Annotated in this window: 13 protein-coding genes and 1 pseudogene; 4 read left to right on the forward strand and 10 right to left on the reverse strand. The window is 61.0% G+C overall.

Features of this window, described 5'->3' with window-relative positions:
- Nucleotides 1-303: 303 nt before the first annotated feature.
- From minE to minC, 3 genes are all read right to left on the reverse strand, one after another.
- On the reverse strand, nucleotides 304-576 hold the full coding sequence (minE, locus tag NKG99_RS30050) for a cell division topological specificity factor MinE (protein WP_352872795.1): 273 nt from the start codon (nucleotides 574-576) through the stop codon (nucleotides 304-306).
- On the reverse strand, nucleotides 573-1388 hold the full coding sequence (gene minD / locus NKG99_RS30055) for a septum site-determining protein MinD (protein WP_352872825.1): 816 nt from the start codon (nucleotides 1386-1388) through the stop codon (nucleotides 573-575). The genes minE and minD overlap by 4 nt, the downstream gene beginning before the upstream one ends.
- 69 nt (nucleotides 1389-1457) lie before the next feature.
- Complete coding sequence (minC, locus tag NKG99_RS30060; protein ID WP_352872796.1) at nucleotides 1458-2267, reverse strand: septum site-determining protein MinC; 810 nt, start codon at nucleotides 2265-2267, stop codon at nucleotides 1458-1460.
- 220 nt (nucleotides 2268-2487) lie between these two features.
- Here minC and NKG99_RS30065 point away from each other — a divergent pair, with 220 nt between their 5' ends.
- On the forward strand, nucleotides 2488-6336 hold the full coding sequence (locus tag NKG99_RS30065; protein WP_352872797.1) for a tetratricopeptide repeat protein: 3849 nt from the start codon (nucleotides 2488-2490) through the stop codon (nucleotides 6334-6336).
- A gap of 237 nt (nucleotides 6337-6573) precedes the next feature.
- Here NKG99_RS30065 and NKG99_RS30070 read toward each other — a convergent pair whose 3' ends face one another.
- Nucleotides 6574-6849 carry a hypothetical protein gene (locus NKG99_RS30070; protein ID WP_352872798.1) on the reverse strand — a complete coding sequence of 92 codons (276 nt, stop codon included), beginning with the start codon at nucleotides 6847-6849 and terminating at the stop codon, nucleotides 6574-6576.
- Nucleotides 6850-7082: 233 nt separating this feature from the next.
- On the opposite strand from NKG99_RS30070, the gene NKG99_RS30075 reads away from it, so the two are divergent.
- Nucleotides 7083-8234 (forward strand): sulfite oxidase, encoded by a 1152-nt coding sequence (locus tag NKG99_RS30075; protein WP_352872799.1) that lies wholly within the window; start codon nucleotides 7083-7085, stop codon nucleotides 8232-8234.
- Nucleotides 8235-8436: 202 nt separating this feature from the next.
- On the opposite strand, the gene NKG99_RS30080 is transcribed toward NKG99_RS30075, so the two are convergent.
- From NKG99_RS30080 to NKG99_RS30095, 4 genes are all read right to left on the reverse strand, one after another.
- A complete protein-coding gene (locus NKG99_RS30080) occupies nucleotides 8437-8586 on the reverse strand; it encodes a hypothetical protein (RefSeq protein WP_010910556.1) in 150 nt (49 codons plus the stop codon).
- Nucleotides 8583-8924, reverse strand: a complete 342-nt coding sequence (locus NKG99_RS30085; RefSeq protein ID WP_352872800.1) for a DUF2934 domain-containing protein — start codon at nucleotides 8922-8924, stop codon at nucleotides 8583-8585. The genes NKG99_RS30080 and NKG99_RS30085 overlap by 4 nt, the downstream gene beginning before the upstream one ends.
- A 106-nt stretch (nucleotides 8925-9030) precedes the next feature.
- The gene (locus NKG99_RS30090) at nucleotides 9031-9633 is read right to left on the reverse strand and encodes a BA14K family protein (protein WP_352872801.1); all 603 of its coding nucleotides are present in this window, start codon (nucleotides 9631-9633) and stop codon (nucleotides 9031-9033) included.
- 292 nt (nucleotides 9634-9925) lie between these two features.
- A complete protein-coding gene (locus tag NKG99_RS30095; RefSeq protein WP_352872802.1) occupies nucleotides 9926-11065 on the reverse strand; it encodes a KamA family radical SAM protein in 1140 nt (379 codons plus the stop codon).
- Between the two features lie 381 nt (nucleotides 11066-11446).
- Between NKG99_RS30095 and NKG99_RS30100 the strand changes: the two are divergent.
- Nucleotides 11447-11872, forward strand: a pseudogene (locus tag NKG99_RS30100) (LysR substrate-binding domain-containing protein); the annotation flags it as partial.
- Between the two features lie 52 nt (nucleotides 11873-11924).
- Here NKG99_RS30100 and NKG99_RS30105 read toward each other — a convergent pair.
- Both NKG99_RS30105 and NKG99_RS30110 read right to left on the reverse strand, forming a co-directional pair.
- Nucleotides 11925-12137, reverse strand: a complete 213-nt coding sequence (locus NKG99_RS30105; protein ID WP_352872803.1) for a tautomerase family protein — start codon at nucleotides 12135-12137, stop codon at nucleotides 11925-11927.
- Between the two features lie 94 nt (nucleotides 12138-12231).
- On the reverse strand, nucleotides 12232-12972 hold the full coding sequence (locus tag NKG99_RS30110; RefSeq protein ID WP_352872804.1) for an SDR family oxidoreductase: 741 nt from the start codon (nucleotides 12970-12972) through the stop codon (nucleotides 12232-12234).
- 99 nt (nucleotides 12973-13071) lie between these two features.
- Between NKG99_RS30110 and NKG99_RS30115 the strand changes: the two genes are divergently transcribed.
- On the forward strand, nucleotides 13072-13965 hold the full coding sequence (locus NKG99_RS30115) for a LysR family transcriptional regulator (protein ID WP_352872805.1): 894 nt from the start codon (nucleotides 13072-13074) through the stop codon (nucleotides 13963-13965).
- Nucleotides 13966-13988: the final 23 nt, after the last annotated feature.

Consider the following 13988-nt stretch of genomic DNA (forward strand, 5'->3'; position numbering starts at 1 on the left):
GACCGAAGGTCCGGGTGGGGGGTCGGCGCCGCACCCCCGCAGCTTCGCAGCGACCCTCCCCCCAAGGGGGAGGGTGAAGACGCGCCCTGCTCGCCGGCGGATAGCGCTCTCTTATGGAGATGCGGCATGGAACTGCGCAAAAAACTGGGCTCCCTACCTCCCCCTTGTGGGGAGGTCGGACCGAAGGTCCGGGTGGGGGTGATGGCGCCGCCCCCACCCCGATCCGCGTTGCGGATCGACTTGCCGGGGCGAGCCGCGGGTCTCGCCCGTCCTTCGGACCCCCACAAGGGGGAGGGTAAAAAGTCACCCAGCCATCGCCAGCGGCACGGCGCTCTTGTTGGGTATCTGGATGTCGATTTCCAGCGTCGACATGGTCTCGCCGCGGTCCATCGAGACCTGGAGGTAGTCCTGGTCGATCTGCACGTGCCTGGCGATGACGGCCATGATCTCCTCGCGCAGGATGGAAACGAGATCGGGCTGGCTGCGGTTGCGGCGCTCATAGGCGAGCAGCACTTGCAGCCGCTCGCGCGCCACCGGCGCGCTGGAGCGCCGCTTGAAGATGTCGAGCAGGTTCATGCCGCCCTCCTTCCCAAAAGACGATCGAGGAAGCCCTTGCGTTCGAAGGGCACGATAACAGGCAATTCCTCACCCTCGAGCCGCCTTGCGGCGTCGAGATAGGCGCGGGCAGCGGTGTTCAGCGGTTCCGAAAGCGTCACCGGCGAACCGAGGTTGGAGGCGCGCAGCACATCCTGGCTCTCGGGAATGATGCCGAGCAGCGGCACCGACAGGATTTCCAGCACATCGTCGATCGACAGCATTTCGCCGCGCGCAGCGCGGGCGGCGTCGTAACGCGTGACCAGCACGTGCTTGGCGATATGCTCGCCCTGCTCGGCCTTCATGGTGCGGGCGTCGAGCAGGCCGATGATGCGATCGGAATCGCGCACCGACGACACTTCCGGATTGGTGACGATGACCGCCTCGTCCGCGAAGCGCATGGCGAGCTGCGCGCCGCGCTCGATGCCGGCCGGGCTGTCGCAGAACACGTAGTCGAACACCGAGCGCAGCTTGTCGATGACTTCGCCGACGCCCTCCTCGGTCAGCGCATCCTTGTCGCGCGTCTGCGAGGCCGGCAGCAGGAACAGCGTGTCGACCCGCTTGTCGCGGATCAGCGCCTGCGAAAGCTTCGCCGTGCCCTGGATGACGTTGACGAGGTCGAACACCACGCGCCGCTCGGCGCCCATGATCAAGTCGAGGTTGCGCAGGCCGACGTCGAAATCGACAAGCGCCACCTTCTTGCCGGTCTTGGCGACCGCGGCACCAAGGGCCGCCGTCGAGGTCGTCTTGCCGACGCCCCCCTTGCCCGAGGTGACCACCACTACCTTGCCCATTGAAAAGCCTCCGTTGTTGTTCATTTGTTGTTCTTGCCGGGCGGCCGTGGGCCGCCCCATTATCGAATGTCAGCTCAGCGTCGAAACCCGCAGGCTCTCGCCGTCGAGAAACGCCTGCACCGGCTTGCCGCGCGAAACCCCTTCCATCTCCTCGGCGGTCACGTACCAGCCGTCGACCGCCAGAAGCTCGGCCTCGTTCTTGCGGCAGAAGATGCGCGCGCCCTTGTTGCCTAGCGCGCCCGCCGAAGCGCGCCCGCGCAGCGTGCCGTAGACATGGATCGAGCCCGCCGCGATGATCTCCGACCCGGACGCGACCGAACCCAGCACGATGACATCGCCATGCGGATGCACGATCGCCTGGCCGGAGCGGATCGGCGCCTTGATCATCAGCGTACCCGAAACCTCCTGCGCAACCTGAGGCTCGCTTTCGTCCACCTTGCTTGCGCCAGCCTTGCCGACCTTGTCCTTGTCCGGGCCGGCTTCAGACGCCCTGCCTTCGGCCTTGCCCTCTCCGGAGACATCCTCCCGCGCCTTGCGGCCGGGCAGCAGGCCATCCGTCGTCGCCTCCTTGGCGCCGACCAGCACCGGCGGCAGGTTAGGCTCGAGTGCGGTGTGGCCGTCGAGCTCGATGGCGTAGATGCGGATGCCGCGATGGCCAAGCACGTCGACCAGCGATTCGATCGCGTCGACATCGGGCTTCAAGGCGTTGAGATCAAGCACCACCGGCCGCCCGGAAAAATAGCCGGGCGAGTTGCCGATCCAGTGATCCAGCCCCTCCAGCCAGGCCGCCAAGGGATCTTCAGGAGTCAATGTGAAAGCGACGAACGAGCGGGCACGAAAGCGAATGGATTTGGCCTCGAGGGGGGCGGCAAAGGTCACTGGCTGCGAATCCTTACTGAGAGGTAAACGCTAGCGAGGGAATGGTTAACGAATGGTTAATGAGGGGGGTAGGATGGCTGCGCGAGCAGCGCCCTTTTCACGACTTTCGCGTGCTCTGCAGTGATCTAACTATTTCGCTGCGGCGGTGTATTTTTATAAAACAGGGGAATTCGGAATTTGTGCTTGAACAGCGACTGAAATTTACTGCAAGAACAGATCAATGGCCCTATCTCAAACGCAGATTCAGCCTCCAGCGGATTGGGAGGCATTCGAACGCGCTTCAGTAATCCTCTGGTCTGACATCCTACAGGATGAGGGAATCCATAGGTTCGGACGAGGCGGCCAAAAGCAATATGGATTAGACCTAACAGGATATCGAAACGGCGACGCGGGGCGGCTAGTCGGAATCCAGTGTAAGTGCATCGACCGAAATCGGCCGCTGGACGAGAAAACGCTGCGTGCAGAAGTCCGCAAAGTGTTGGGCAGCGGGTTCGACATTTCGGAGTATTTTGTCACTCATACCGGACCGAATGATGGCCGACTCGACCGCCTTGCCACCACGCTCACGCAGGAACAGGCTAAACTCGGCCGGAACCTAATCATTCGCGTTTGGGGATGGCGAACGCTTGAAGAGCGCATCGCCAACTCGGACCGTGGTATGCGCGCTTTCGACCCGACTGTGAGCCTCTTCGCGGAAGGGACCAGGGATGCTGTAGAAGCCGGCAATCGAGAAATGCGTCAAGGCTTTGAACACCTAAGCATCCACATCGATGCAGTATTGGCCCGGCTGCCGGCTGATCCCTCTGCTACAGATACAGCACTCGAAGCACCGCTTGATCGCGAGATTGATCGATATCGACAGATGATCGATGAAGGCAATCCGCGTAGCGCATTGAAATTATTGGAAGGCCTCTGGGTTGACTTAGAAGAACAAACGGCCGGACGAATTCGGTTTCGAGTCAAAGCCAATATAGGGCATTGCCATGTCCAGCTGGGCGATGAACAAAAGGGCGCAGATGATCTTTTGATTGCCGCTGACTTCTGGCCTGAGAATGAAAAGTCGCTTGCGAACAAGATTCTCGCGCTGTCGCTTAAAGGGCAATTTCCGGAGGCATTTGAACTCGCAAGCTCGTCGCTGAACAAATTTCCTGCCTCTGAATTGATAGGAGCCTACCTGATCCAAGCTTGCAGGGATCGGTCATTGAAGGGCTCACCACTTGATCTGCTGCCGGAAGAACTGCGCTCTACCGAGCAAGTTGCCATCAGCTACATCGACTATCTGAGGTACCGTGAGGACGTGCCGGAATGGTGGGAAGTGGCTCATGCATCTTCGACCCGTTTTCCTGAAAGTCGACAATTAAGACTTAACTCAGCTGATGCCACCGTAGATAGACTAACTAGAAAAGTCCGAGATTGGGTTCGACTGAGCGACGATGAGCGCGCAGAGGCAACTGCCGCGTCCAAAGTACTCGAAGAGCAGTATGAGAGCATTCGACAACATGATGTTCCGGCAAGACGGGACCACCTAGCGTACATAGCCAACTATCTCGTGTCTTTGCACACAATGGGGGCCATGGAGAAGGCCAGAATGGTCATTCTAGAGGCGCTAAGGATTGCGCCCGCCGATCAGAACTTGCTGGCCTTGGGAGCGCAGATTGGCTTCGAGGTAAATGACACCAATCTCCTCGATGTCTCATTCCCAAAGCTAGAGCGATCCGGGAATTCGCTCCTGCTGGCAACTCAGATTGCGGCACGCAGATCCGACTGGGCTTTCCTTCGCAGCGTGACGCCTGCCGAAACCGAGACTCTGCCTGAGACCGAAAGGGATGTCATAGCAGCGCTAATCAAGTGTGCGCACGCAAAGAACGTCGATAGTGCCGCCGCGAGGACAATGGCTACGGACTTAGTGAGGGAAACGGAAAGCAATCCGAGAGCCAGTATCGTTGCCGCGGGCTTAGCACGAGATCTCGACGCAGAGGGCTTGGAAAACCAAGCATTCCAGAACGCCATCAGTGTGGCAAACGACAGCGCCGATTTCTCTTCTCGAGCGATGGTTGCGCACTACGCCATGGGGAAGGAACTCTACGGTATCGTTATCAGAATGCTCGACGGCCGCGTCGACTTAAGCCAAGACAACTCTGAACTTTGGATGTTGGCTAACGCACATGCCTATGCAATTCCGTCGCGTGCAAGCGGAGGCAAGTTCTTCGAGTCGTTAGAACCTTCACTCAGGAATGGAAAGCGGCACCTATGCCTTGAAGGAATATATCACTACCACAGCGGAGACTTGGATGAAGCAGAGACACGCTTTCGCTCCTTCTTGGATCTAAAACCCAAGGATTGCCGCGCGTTGATACTGCTAGCACAAACTATTGGGCGGAAAACAGGCAGCTACCATTCACTATCTGACCTTATAGCATCTATATCAACGGAAGCACTTGAAGGCTCCCCCCTCGACAAAATGCGCGTTGCGCAGATAATACTTAGGATGGGCAGACCTACCGAGGCGATAAAATTCGGATACAGGGCGTTAAAAGAAGGGCGCGACGATCCGTCGACTAATCTTCACTACGCAGGTTTAATTCTTATTGCAGAGTCAGCTGAAGTATTGAACTCTCCGGACAGGGTAGGTGATGGTAACTGGGTGGAGATAACCGGTCCCGACCAGCAAGTTAACTCATTTCTGATTGAAGAAGGCCCAGATCGACCGATAGAGCGAATTTATGGGCTCTCTCATCGCTATGCGCAGCAGACATTAGGGAAAGCTGTCGGCGACGAGATAACCGTTAGTCACCCCGCAGGAGACCAAGTATGGCGGGTCTCCCAGATCAAAAGCCGCTACCTTCATGTGTTTCACGATATCACCGCGCAATTCAACGAGCGTTTCCCGGATCACCCTGGGTTTTGGACGATCACGGCTCGTGACGGTGACGTGTCCCAATTTCTGGACGTGACGCGCAAGCACGGAGAGCATCGCGATCGAACGCTCGAAGCCTACAAAAAGGGGTTGCTTCCCGTACAGTTGATGGCTGAGGCGGGGGGTGGGAGCGTCATCGCATTCATGGAAACGGTAAGAGCAACCGGCGGCGAGATTAAATGTTGCAGAGGTACATCACCGGAGCGGGAGAGCGCCCTTCGCTGGATTGCTGAAAGCGAGTCCCGCGGCGTAGTGCTCGACACCCTCACTTTTTGGACCGCCGTTGATATTAACGCTATTGACGTTCTCAAATCTGTCTTTGGGGAATTGGTGATTGCAAGAACCTCAGTCGATGACATAGGAGAACTGAAAGAAGATTATTTACCAGATACTGGGCGAAAAACTGGGTCGGCGACTTTCTACAAGGGAGAATTCTACCTAATTGAGAATACGCCGGAGACTATTGAACAACGGCGGAGCCTATTGGAAGAACGCGAAACTGTAATCCGGAATGAAATGCGGGTCGCAGCGGTACGCCTCCCTTCAAATTTGCCAGCGGCGATTGAAGAGCGCCTAGCGCAACTAGGAATCGATCTTGTTGGAAGCGCGGCGGTTGCAGCTGAAAATGGGATGATCCTTTTGTCGGACGACCTAGCTTACCGTACATTGGCATACGAGTATTTCAAGACTCCAACAGCATGGTTGCAGCCGGTCTTCATGTATGCCCAGCGACGAGGATTGATTGATATGGGTAGATATTCGGAACTCTCTGCCAAATTGGCAGAGCGACGGCACGGATTTGTATCGGTTGAGCCGTTTTCGTTAGAAGCCTTGCTGCCGGTGGCGGGTACTATTTCAGGTACGCTATACGAAAAACTAGCTGCTTATCTCGGAACCAAAGATGCCGATTTTGAATCTCACATTGGTGTTTCGGCACAGTTCCTTAAGTCAATTTGGAGTCGTTCCAAAATCGACCTGCCGGAGACATCTGCAACTGGCTTGCTGCTGGAAAATCTTACCAGGTTTCGCAATCAGGATTCGAACGGAATACTCGCTCGACTTATGAGCGAGGTTGGTAGATCTCGGTTTAACGAATACGTGGCCCGCTGGAAGAGAGGTCATTTTTTCGCACTACACGAAACCCCGGCTTAAGGCCAAGTCGGTTTCCTGACCTAATTGCCGCGACATAGCCTCAGGCACATACAATTCTGTAAGCTTGATGCGGCAGGCTGAGTGCACGTCCCTCAATGCCGCTTGAAATACTGCACCTCCGCTCATGATTCTCGGCCGCCTCGCGCGTATCAAACGTCCCCAAATTCCGCCTTTTCCCGGTCTTCTCGTCCTTCTGGCGTGAATTCAGCCGGCATTATCCGCCTTTCAGTTTCCGGATCATCTTGCTCTCCCCGATCGGGATTTCCGCTTGCCCTTGAGGCTGCGCGCGGCCTGCTCCACGTCCGCGCCGCCCAGCCTGTCGACCAGCGCCTGCGCCTCATCGCCCAATATGCCGGTGCGCATCGCCAACACCTCGACCTCCAGCACGTCGGAACTCGCCACCCGGCGATCCCGGCGGCGCAACTTCAGCGCCTCCGCCCTCGCGCGCCCCACCGAAGGGCCGGCCTGTCGCGATTTGAGCAGCAATGGCACGACAGGAAACCTGTCTGCCACAAAATTGTCATGTCCCGTCCAAGTTGTGGACACGTCCTTTTCAAAGGCGCACTCTTGGGTTGCGAAACGCATGCTAGAGTTTCGCCCAACACTGCTTGAGGTGCGTCGGTGATTGTCTGACCTATCCGGATACTTCCGGCTGGGCATGGTTTTTATTGTGTCGCCTATCCGTGATCAGGCTACGGCCTATCGCACGTTGCAGCCTGTTCCGGATCAACTGGGAGGTAAACAACATGCATGGCATTCAACGCAGGGAACTTCTTGTCGGGGGAAGCGCGGCTCTTGTCGCAATCGCTGCTCTTTCGCGTCGCGCCTACGCTTTTCCAGCACAGGCGGGCGAGGAAGTCGTTCCGTGGCTGGATCAGCCGACCGAAAACCCCAATCCGGAAGGTATCAAGACGCAGCTTGTCTGGGAGGATCTGGATAGCTGGATAACGCCAAACGACAAGTTCTTCAGCATCTCGCATTTCAATCGACCGACGATCGACGAGAAGACATGGTCCATGGAGATCGAGGGCCTGGTCAAGAAGCCCCTGAAGCTGTCGCTCGCCGACATCAAGGCGCGGCCGCGCAAGGAGGTGGTTTTCACGGTGGAATGCTCGGGCAATCACGGGTTTCCCTTTTTCACCGGCGGCATCGGCAATGCCCGCTGGGCAGGGACGCCGCTGGCGCCGATCCTCGAGGAAGCCGGCGTTCTGGAGAAGGGCATCGAGGTCGTCTTTTTCGGTACCGACGAAAGCGAGATCCCGATACGCGACGTGAAGATGAAGCAGAATTTCGCTCGCAGCATGTCGCTCGCCGACGCGATGAGCCCCGACAATCTTCTCTGCTATGAAATGAACGGCGCCGCCTTGCCGGCGCCCAACGGTTCCCCGCTGCGGCTCATTGCTCCGGGCTGGTACGGGATCGCCAACGTCAAATGGCTGAAGCGCATCGAGGTTCGCGACACAAGGTTCATGAACCTTCTGATGGCCCGCGACTATGTCACCATCCGCGAGGAAGACCACAATGGCGAGACCGTGTGGGCCGAGACCTCGGTGGGCCGGGCGCTTCTAAAGTCGGCACCCGCGAAGGTCACCCGGAAAGGCTCGGACTATGCCATCATCGGCGCGGCCTGGGGGGCACCGATCGACCGGGTCGAGGTGCAAATCGATCAAGCGCCCTGGGAGCCAGCGACCATCGACCACAGCGAGGAGGCCGAACACGCCTGGAAAATCTGGTCCCTGCCTTGGGCAAACCCGTCGCCGGGAGAACACACGGTGACCTCGCGCGCGGTCAGCACCACGGGACAGGTTCAACCGGCAATGGACGATCCCTTGATTGCCAAGAAGCACACATACTGGGAGAGCAATGGCCAGGTGACGCGGCGCGTCAAGATCGTTTGAGAAACACTGAAGCCAAAGAGTGGGGAAACCTGCAAGAGGCCAGCGAAGTGGCGAAAATTGTCATGCCGACGCCGCGCGGCATGACAATTTGGTCAGCGGTGCATCGTGCGCTCCAGCCTCACGCCGCGAGTTGGACCTCGCGGGGCTGGGTGCGGCTGTTCGGTACGTGAAGATCTCGCGCGGATGATTGAATGGGCACCCCTCAATGCCGCTTGAAATACTGCACCTCCTTCTCATGCTTCTCCGCAGCCTCCCGCGTATCGAACGTGCCGAGGTTCCGCCGCTTGCCGGTCTTTTCGTCCTTCTTGCGTGAATAGAGGCGGTATTTTCCGTCTTTCAGTTTTCGGATCATTTCGCTTGTCCCTCATCAGGGCTCCGCCGCCTTTTGGTCTTGAGGGTGCGCGCGGCTTGTTCGACGGCGGCGCGGTCGTGGCCCAGCCGGTCGATCAGCGCCTGCGCCTCGTCGCCCGATATGCCGGTGCGCACCGCCAGCGCCTCGACCTCCAGCACGTCGGTGCTGGCGATCTCGCCGGTTTGCGCATCGCCCGCCTTCAGCGGCAGCGCGGCCTCCCTGTCGATCTCCGCCTCGGCCTGATGCCAGTGCCGCTCGGGGTCGCCATGCATCCTGCCTTCTCGTTCCCAGATCTGGTATGCGCGCTCACGAATCCTGTCGTTCCGGTCGTCGTCCATGTCTAGGGTCCTCCTTGGGTCAGGGATAAACGCCGCGCCAACCCGAACGATCCAAAAAATTCGTGACGGGATCGCGCCATGCTCTGCGGCGCGCGGGCTCGCCACGCTATTGGCATTGCCGTCTCGGTCCGCCGGAGTATGGTTGGTAGCTGTTGTCTTCCGGGCGGTAGGAACGGTAGCGGCTGAAGCAATAGTCGACATGGTCGGCGGAAAGCTCGGCGCCGCCGTCGTCGGCTGCGTAGACGCCCAACCCGGCGCCGGCGCCATAGCCGGAGGCGGGCTGGGCGGCGCGGTCGGCGACGTCGAGATAAGGCGAGATGCAGGGGCGCTGCTGCCCGCTATAGGACAGGTAGCTGTTGTCGTCCGGCCGGTAGGAACGATAGCGGCTGGCGCACCAGGCGAGATGCGGAGGCGGCAGTTCCGCCGCGCCGGGCGCGATGGCGCCGGTGACGGTGGGGTCAGATGCCGTTTCCCGGGGCTTGGCGGCGATATCGGGGGACGCGGACTGCTCGGCCGGCAAGCGCTCGAGGCTCTGCGCCGCCTTGTTCACCGGCCGCGCTTTTTTGGTCCACAGCTCCGCCACGCTGACGGTGGCAGATGCCTGGCGCGGCGGCTTCGCGGCAAGCAGCCAGACGGCGAATCCCAGTCCGCTAGCGAAGATCGCAAGGGTCAGCACGAAGCCGCAGACCAGTCCCAACACCGCCCTCACGACACACTCCTTAAGCTGCTGCTTATAGAATGCGGGACCTCAAGGCTGGTTCCAGAAAAACGCTAGGGCGACGCCCGCGCCCCACGGACATGATCACGCAGCGGCTGACCGCAACGCCGGCGTTCTTCCCGCAACGCTGGAGATTGGCAAAATCGCCGATAGCAGTACCCTCTCTCCGTCACTATACACGGGGAGAGGATGCCGGCAGGCAGGTGAGGGGCAGCGCAGACGCTGGCCATTATGAACGGTCGCTATGACGCAGTAGGATTATCCGGTGGAAAGCTTCCTGGCGTCACGAGCCGGCAGTCGGAAACTTCGAAGCCTCCTGCGCGCCAACGATCTCCGTATACTCCCTCACCGCCCCATCCAGCCCGCGCAGCCGCCAGCCCTCCCCGTCCCGTCCCTCGACATAGCAAGGCCCGATCGGCACCTTGCCGCCACCTTCCGGCAGGTCGAGCACATAGACTGGGTTGCAGATGCCCGACAGCCGCGCCCGCAGCGCGCTGGCCAGCGCCTGGCCCTGCGCGATCGTCGTGCGCCGGTGCGCCATGCCACGCGCAAGGTCGCCGTGGTGCAGATAGTAGGGCTTGACGCCGAGGCGATACATCAGCTCGCGGCAGAGCTCCTCCAGCACCTCGACCGTATCGTTGACGCCCTTGAGCAGAACGCTCTGGTTGAGTAGCACGAAGCCCGCCTGGCGCATCGTCCGGCAAGCTGTCTCGGTCGCGGGCGTGATCTCCCGAGGATGGTTGAAATGGGTGACGATTGTGACCATGAGCCGGCCCTGCAAAGCCGCGACCAGCCCCGGCGTGATGCGCGAGGGCAGCGCCACCGGCACGCGCGTGTGGAGGCGCAGCAGCCGCACATGCGGGATCGCCTCGATGCGCGCGAAGATTTCGGCCAGCGCCTTATCGGGCAGCGACAGCGGATCGCCGCCGGTCAGGATCACCTCGCGGATTTCGGAGTGATCGGCGATATAGGCCAACGCCGGCTCCAGCGCCTCGCGCGTATAGCCGCGGCCGATCGAGGTCAGCGATTCCTTGCGAAAGCAGAACCGGCAATAGACCGCGCATTGATAGGTTGGGAACAACAGCACCCGGTCGGCATGGCGATGCGTCAGCCGCGGCACCGGGCTGAATTCATGGTCGGCGATCGGATCGTCGAGTTCACCCTCCTGTTCGACAAGTTCGTCCGGCGACGGGATGACCTGCGCCCGGATCGGATCGGCCGGGTCGTTCCAGTCGATCAGGTCGAGATAGGCTTTGGGAACGCGCACCTTGTGGTTCGCCGCCGCGGCTTGGGCCGCCGCGCGCTCGGAGGGCGACAGCGGCAGGGAGGCGAGATCGCGCACATGGCGGACGCCGGCGCGGATTTCGGCCTGCCAGGTGGTGTCCGGGGCGGGCGCGTCGTGGAGGTTGGTGTCTGAAGGCATCGGGGTTTCTCGGGTGGTATGCTTGGAGCGGACCTATCGGGCGGATGGCTGGTGAGGTCAACCATTGACGATTGGCGAAAGCCGAGGCGCGAGCGTCCCTCGCCCCGTTTACGGGGAGAGGATGCCGGCAGGCAGGTGAGAGGCAGCGCCGACGTGGGGAAATGAGAATGATTTCACCTAGAGCCACGCCGTCCTTCGACAACGCAGGACAGGACTAATCGCCAAATTGTCGACCTCCGCCACAATTTCGGGCAAGCTCCCACACGACAGCGCCGCATGGGGAGATGCGGCGCTCGACGAGGTCGAGGACCCCTGAGGTTGCGACCATCCTTGCTCTTGGCGACCCCTTGCCGGCCGGCGACATCGATTTCCGCGCCGCCTGAAGAGGTCTTCCCTGTCTGCAGCCCGGAGCTGCTGCAAGGCGAACATCCGTTGCGCCTGCCCGGGGATCTCAGGCATCACAAACTGATCCATGACGCCTTTCGCATCGACTGGGCGACATGGCTGCAACATGCCGGCGTCGGCGACGTCGACCCCAAGCGCGGCGTGCGCTTCGATTCCGCCACCTTCGCCGTCGAGGCCGCGGTGCATGGCGAAGGCGTGCTGCTCGGCCGAAGCGCGCTGGTCTCGGCCGATCTGGCGGCGGGGCGGCTGGTGCGTCCCTTCGACCTCGCGCTGAAATCCGCCTCGCGCTACTACGTCGTCTACCGCGACGGCTCGCTGCGCCAGAAGAAGATCAGGGCGTTCCGCGACTGGCTGTTCGCCGAAGTGGGGACCGATTGGATTGGGGCGACGAAAGACGGCTGAGGCAGCTAGGGGTCGTTTGTGAAATGACCCCTCTCCAAGGTCTGATCCGCAGCTATTCCTTTGCGCGAAAAACTTCCGGCACGACAAACACTTCGTCGGCCCGGCCATAGCCGCCGTCCGCGACTTCCTCCACCAGCACCATCGTGTAAGGACGTACGCCCTCGCCGAAAAAGTCGACGAACATGGCGGTCGTGCGATGGATGAGGTCTTCCTTCTGCGCCTTGGAAAGCGCGGCCTGCGGTATCTTGATGTTGGCGAATGGCATGGTGGTTTCCTTGCTGTGTGAGGTGGGTTTCAGGCTTTGGGATGGAGCAATTCGCCGAAGCCGCTGAAGCGCCGGTGATCAAGATTGTCTTTCCTCAGATCACGCCGCCATTGGCGCGGATGATTTGTCCGTTGACCCAGCCGCTGTCCGGCCCGGCCAGGAATGAAACCAACCCGGCAATATCGTCGGGCTGGCCGAGCCGGCCGAGCGGGATCATCTTGCCGATGGCCTCGATCTGCGCCTCGCTCTTGCCGTCCGTGAACAGTGCCGTCTCGATCGGTCCGGGCGCCACCGCGTTGACGGTGACACGGCGCGCGCCAAGCTCCTTGGCCAGGATGTGGGTCATTGCCTCGACGCCTGCCTTGGTGGCGGCGTAGACGCCGTAGCCCGGCTGGTAGAGACCGACGACGCTGCTGGAAAAATTGACGATGCGGCCGCCGTCGCGAAGCCGGCGCGCGCCTTCCCGCATGCCACGGAACACGCCGCCGAGATTGATCGCGACCTGCGTGTCGAACGAGGCGTCATCGGTCTGCGCGATCGGCGACGTCTTCATGACGCCGGCATTGTTGACGAGGATGTCGATGCCGCCGAACGCCTTCTCGCCAGCGTCGAACAGCGCCGCTATGCCGGCCGGATCGGCGATATCGGCCTGTACGGCGATCGCCTTGCCGCCGCCGGCTTCGATGGCGCGCACAAGCTCCTCGGCCTCCGCGCGTCCCCGTGCATAGTTGACGACGACGGCAACGCCGTCGCGGGCGAGCCGCTGCGCGATCGCGGCACCGATGCCCTTGGAGGCGCCGGTCACGATCGCCGTTCTGGTTTGATCATTTGTCATGGAAGTGTCTCCGCTTGATCACACGGATATAGGCCAAGCCACTTTCCGGATAATCAGCCGCCTGTTGACATCACTATTCGGAAACTGCGAACAAAGGCCATGGATCGGCTGGACACGATGCGGCTCTTCGTCCGCGTTCTGGAGCGGCGCAGCTTCACCGCTGCCGCGGCCGATCTCGGCCTGTCGCGTTCAACCGCGACGGAAGCGATCCGGCGGCTGGAAGAGCATCTCGGCGCCCGCCTCCTGGAACGCACGACCAGGCAGGTGAACGCGACGCAGGACGGCGAGGCCTACTATCGGCGCTGCCTGTCGATCCTGGCCGAGATCGAGGATGCCGAGGCCGCCTTCCGCAACGCCGAGCCCTTTGGCCTGCTGCGCATCGACGCCAGCACGTTGCTCACCCGCACGTTCCTGTTGCCGCGCCTGCCGGAATTCCTTGCCCGGTATGTCAGGATCGACCTGCAGATCGGCCAGAGCGACCGGCTGGTCGATCTCGTGCGCGAGGGGGTGGACTGCGTGATACGCGTCGGCGAGCCGCCCGACAGCGGCATGATCATGCGCCGCCTGGCTGTCATCCGCGAGATCACCTGCGCCAGCCCCGCCTATCTCGAGCGCCACGGCACGCCCGCCTCCCCCGATACGCTCGACGGTCACCAGGCGGTGGGCTTCGTCTCGTCGCGCACCGGCGAGACCCTTCCGTTCGAGTTCACCGTCGGCGGCAAGACCCGCGAGGTCCGGCTGCCGGGCCGCGTGACGGCCAACAATTCCGACACCGCCGCCGATCTGGCCCGGCTTGGGCTCGGCCTCATCCAGGCGCCGCGCTATCGCTTCGAGAAGGACCTTGCCGATGGGAGGCTGGTCGAGGTGCTGGCCGACTACCCGCCCTCACCCACGCCGCTGTCGGCGCTTTACCCGCAAAACAGACAGCTCTCGCCACGCCTGCGCGTCTTCCTCGATTGGGCGTCGCGGATCTTCGCCGAGGCGGATCTTTAGGGTAAAGATCAAAGGGTTGGCGT

The sequence above is a fragment of the Mesorhizobium sp. M1409 genome (assembly GCF_040317535.1).
Lineage (GTDB): Bacteria > Pseudomonadota > Alphaproteobacteria > Rhizobiales > Rhizobiaceae > Mesorhizobium.

Bases quoted from the DNA above. Each gene is read 5' to 3' on its own strand.
- minE (WP_352872795.1), bottom strand. From the start codon at position 576: ATGAACCTGCTCGACATCTTCAAGCGGCGCTCCAGCGCGCCGGTGGCG.
- minD (WP_352872825.1), bottom strand. From the start codon at position 1,388: ATGGGCAAGGTAGTGGTGGTCACCTCGGGCAAGGGGGGCGTCGGCAAG.
- NKG99_RS30065 (WP_352872797.1), top strand. From the start codon at position 2,488: ATGGCCCTATCTCAAACGCAGATTCAGCCTCCAGCGGATTGGGAGGCA.
- NKG99_RS30075 (WP_352872799.1), top strand. From the start codon at position 7,083: ATGCATGGCATTCAACGCAGGGAACTTCTTGTCGGGGGAAGCGCGGCT.
- NKG99_RS30080 (WP_010910556.1), bottom strand. From the start codon at position 8,586: ATGATCCGAAAACTGAAAGACGGAAAATACCGCCTCTATTCACGCAAG.
- NKG99_RS30085 (WP_352872800.1), bottom strand. From the start codon at position 8,924: ATGGACGACGACCGGAACGACAGGATTCGTGAGCGCGCATACCAGATC.
- NKG99_RS30095 (WP_352872802.1), bottom strand. From the start codon at position 11,065: ATGCCTTCAGACACCAACCTCCACGACGCGCCCGCCCCGGACACCACC.
- NKG99_RS30105 (WP_352872803.1), bottom strand. From the start codon at position 12,137: ATGCCATTCGCCAACATCAAGATACCGCAGGCCGCGCTTTCCAAGGCG.
- NKG99_RS30110 (WP_352872804.1), bottom strand. From the start codon at position 12,972: ATGACAAATGATCAAACCAGAACGGCGATCGTGACCGGCGCCTCCAAG.
- NKG99_RS30115 (WP_352872805.1), top strand. From the start codon at position 13,072: ATGGATCGGCTGGACACGATGCGGCTCTTCGTCCGCGTTCTGGAGCGG.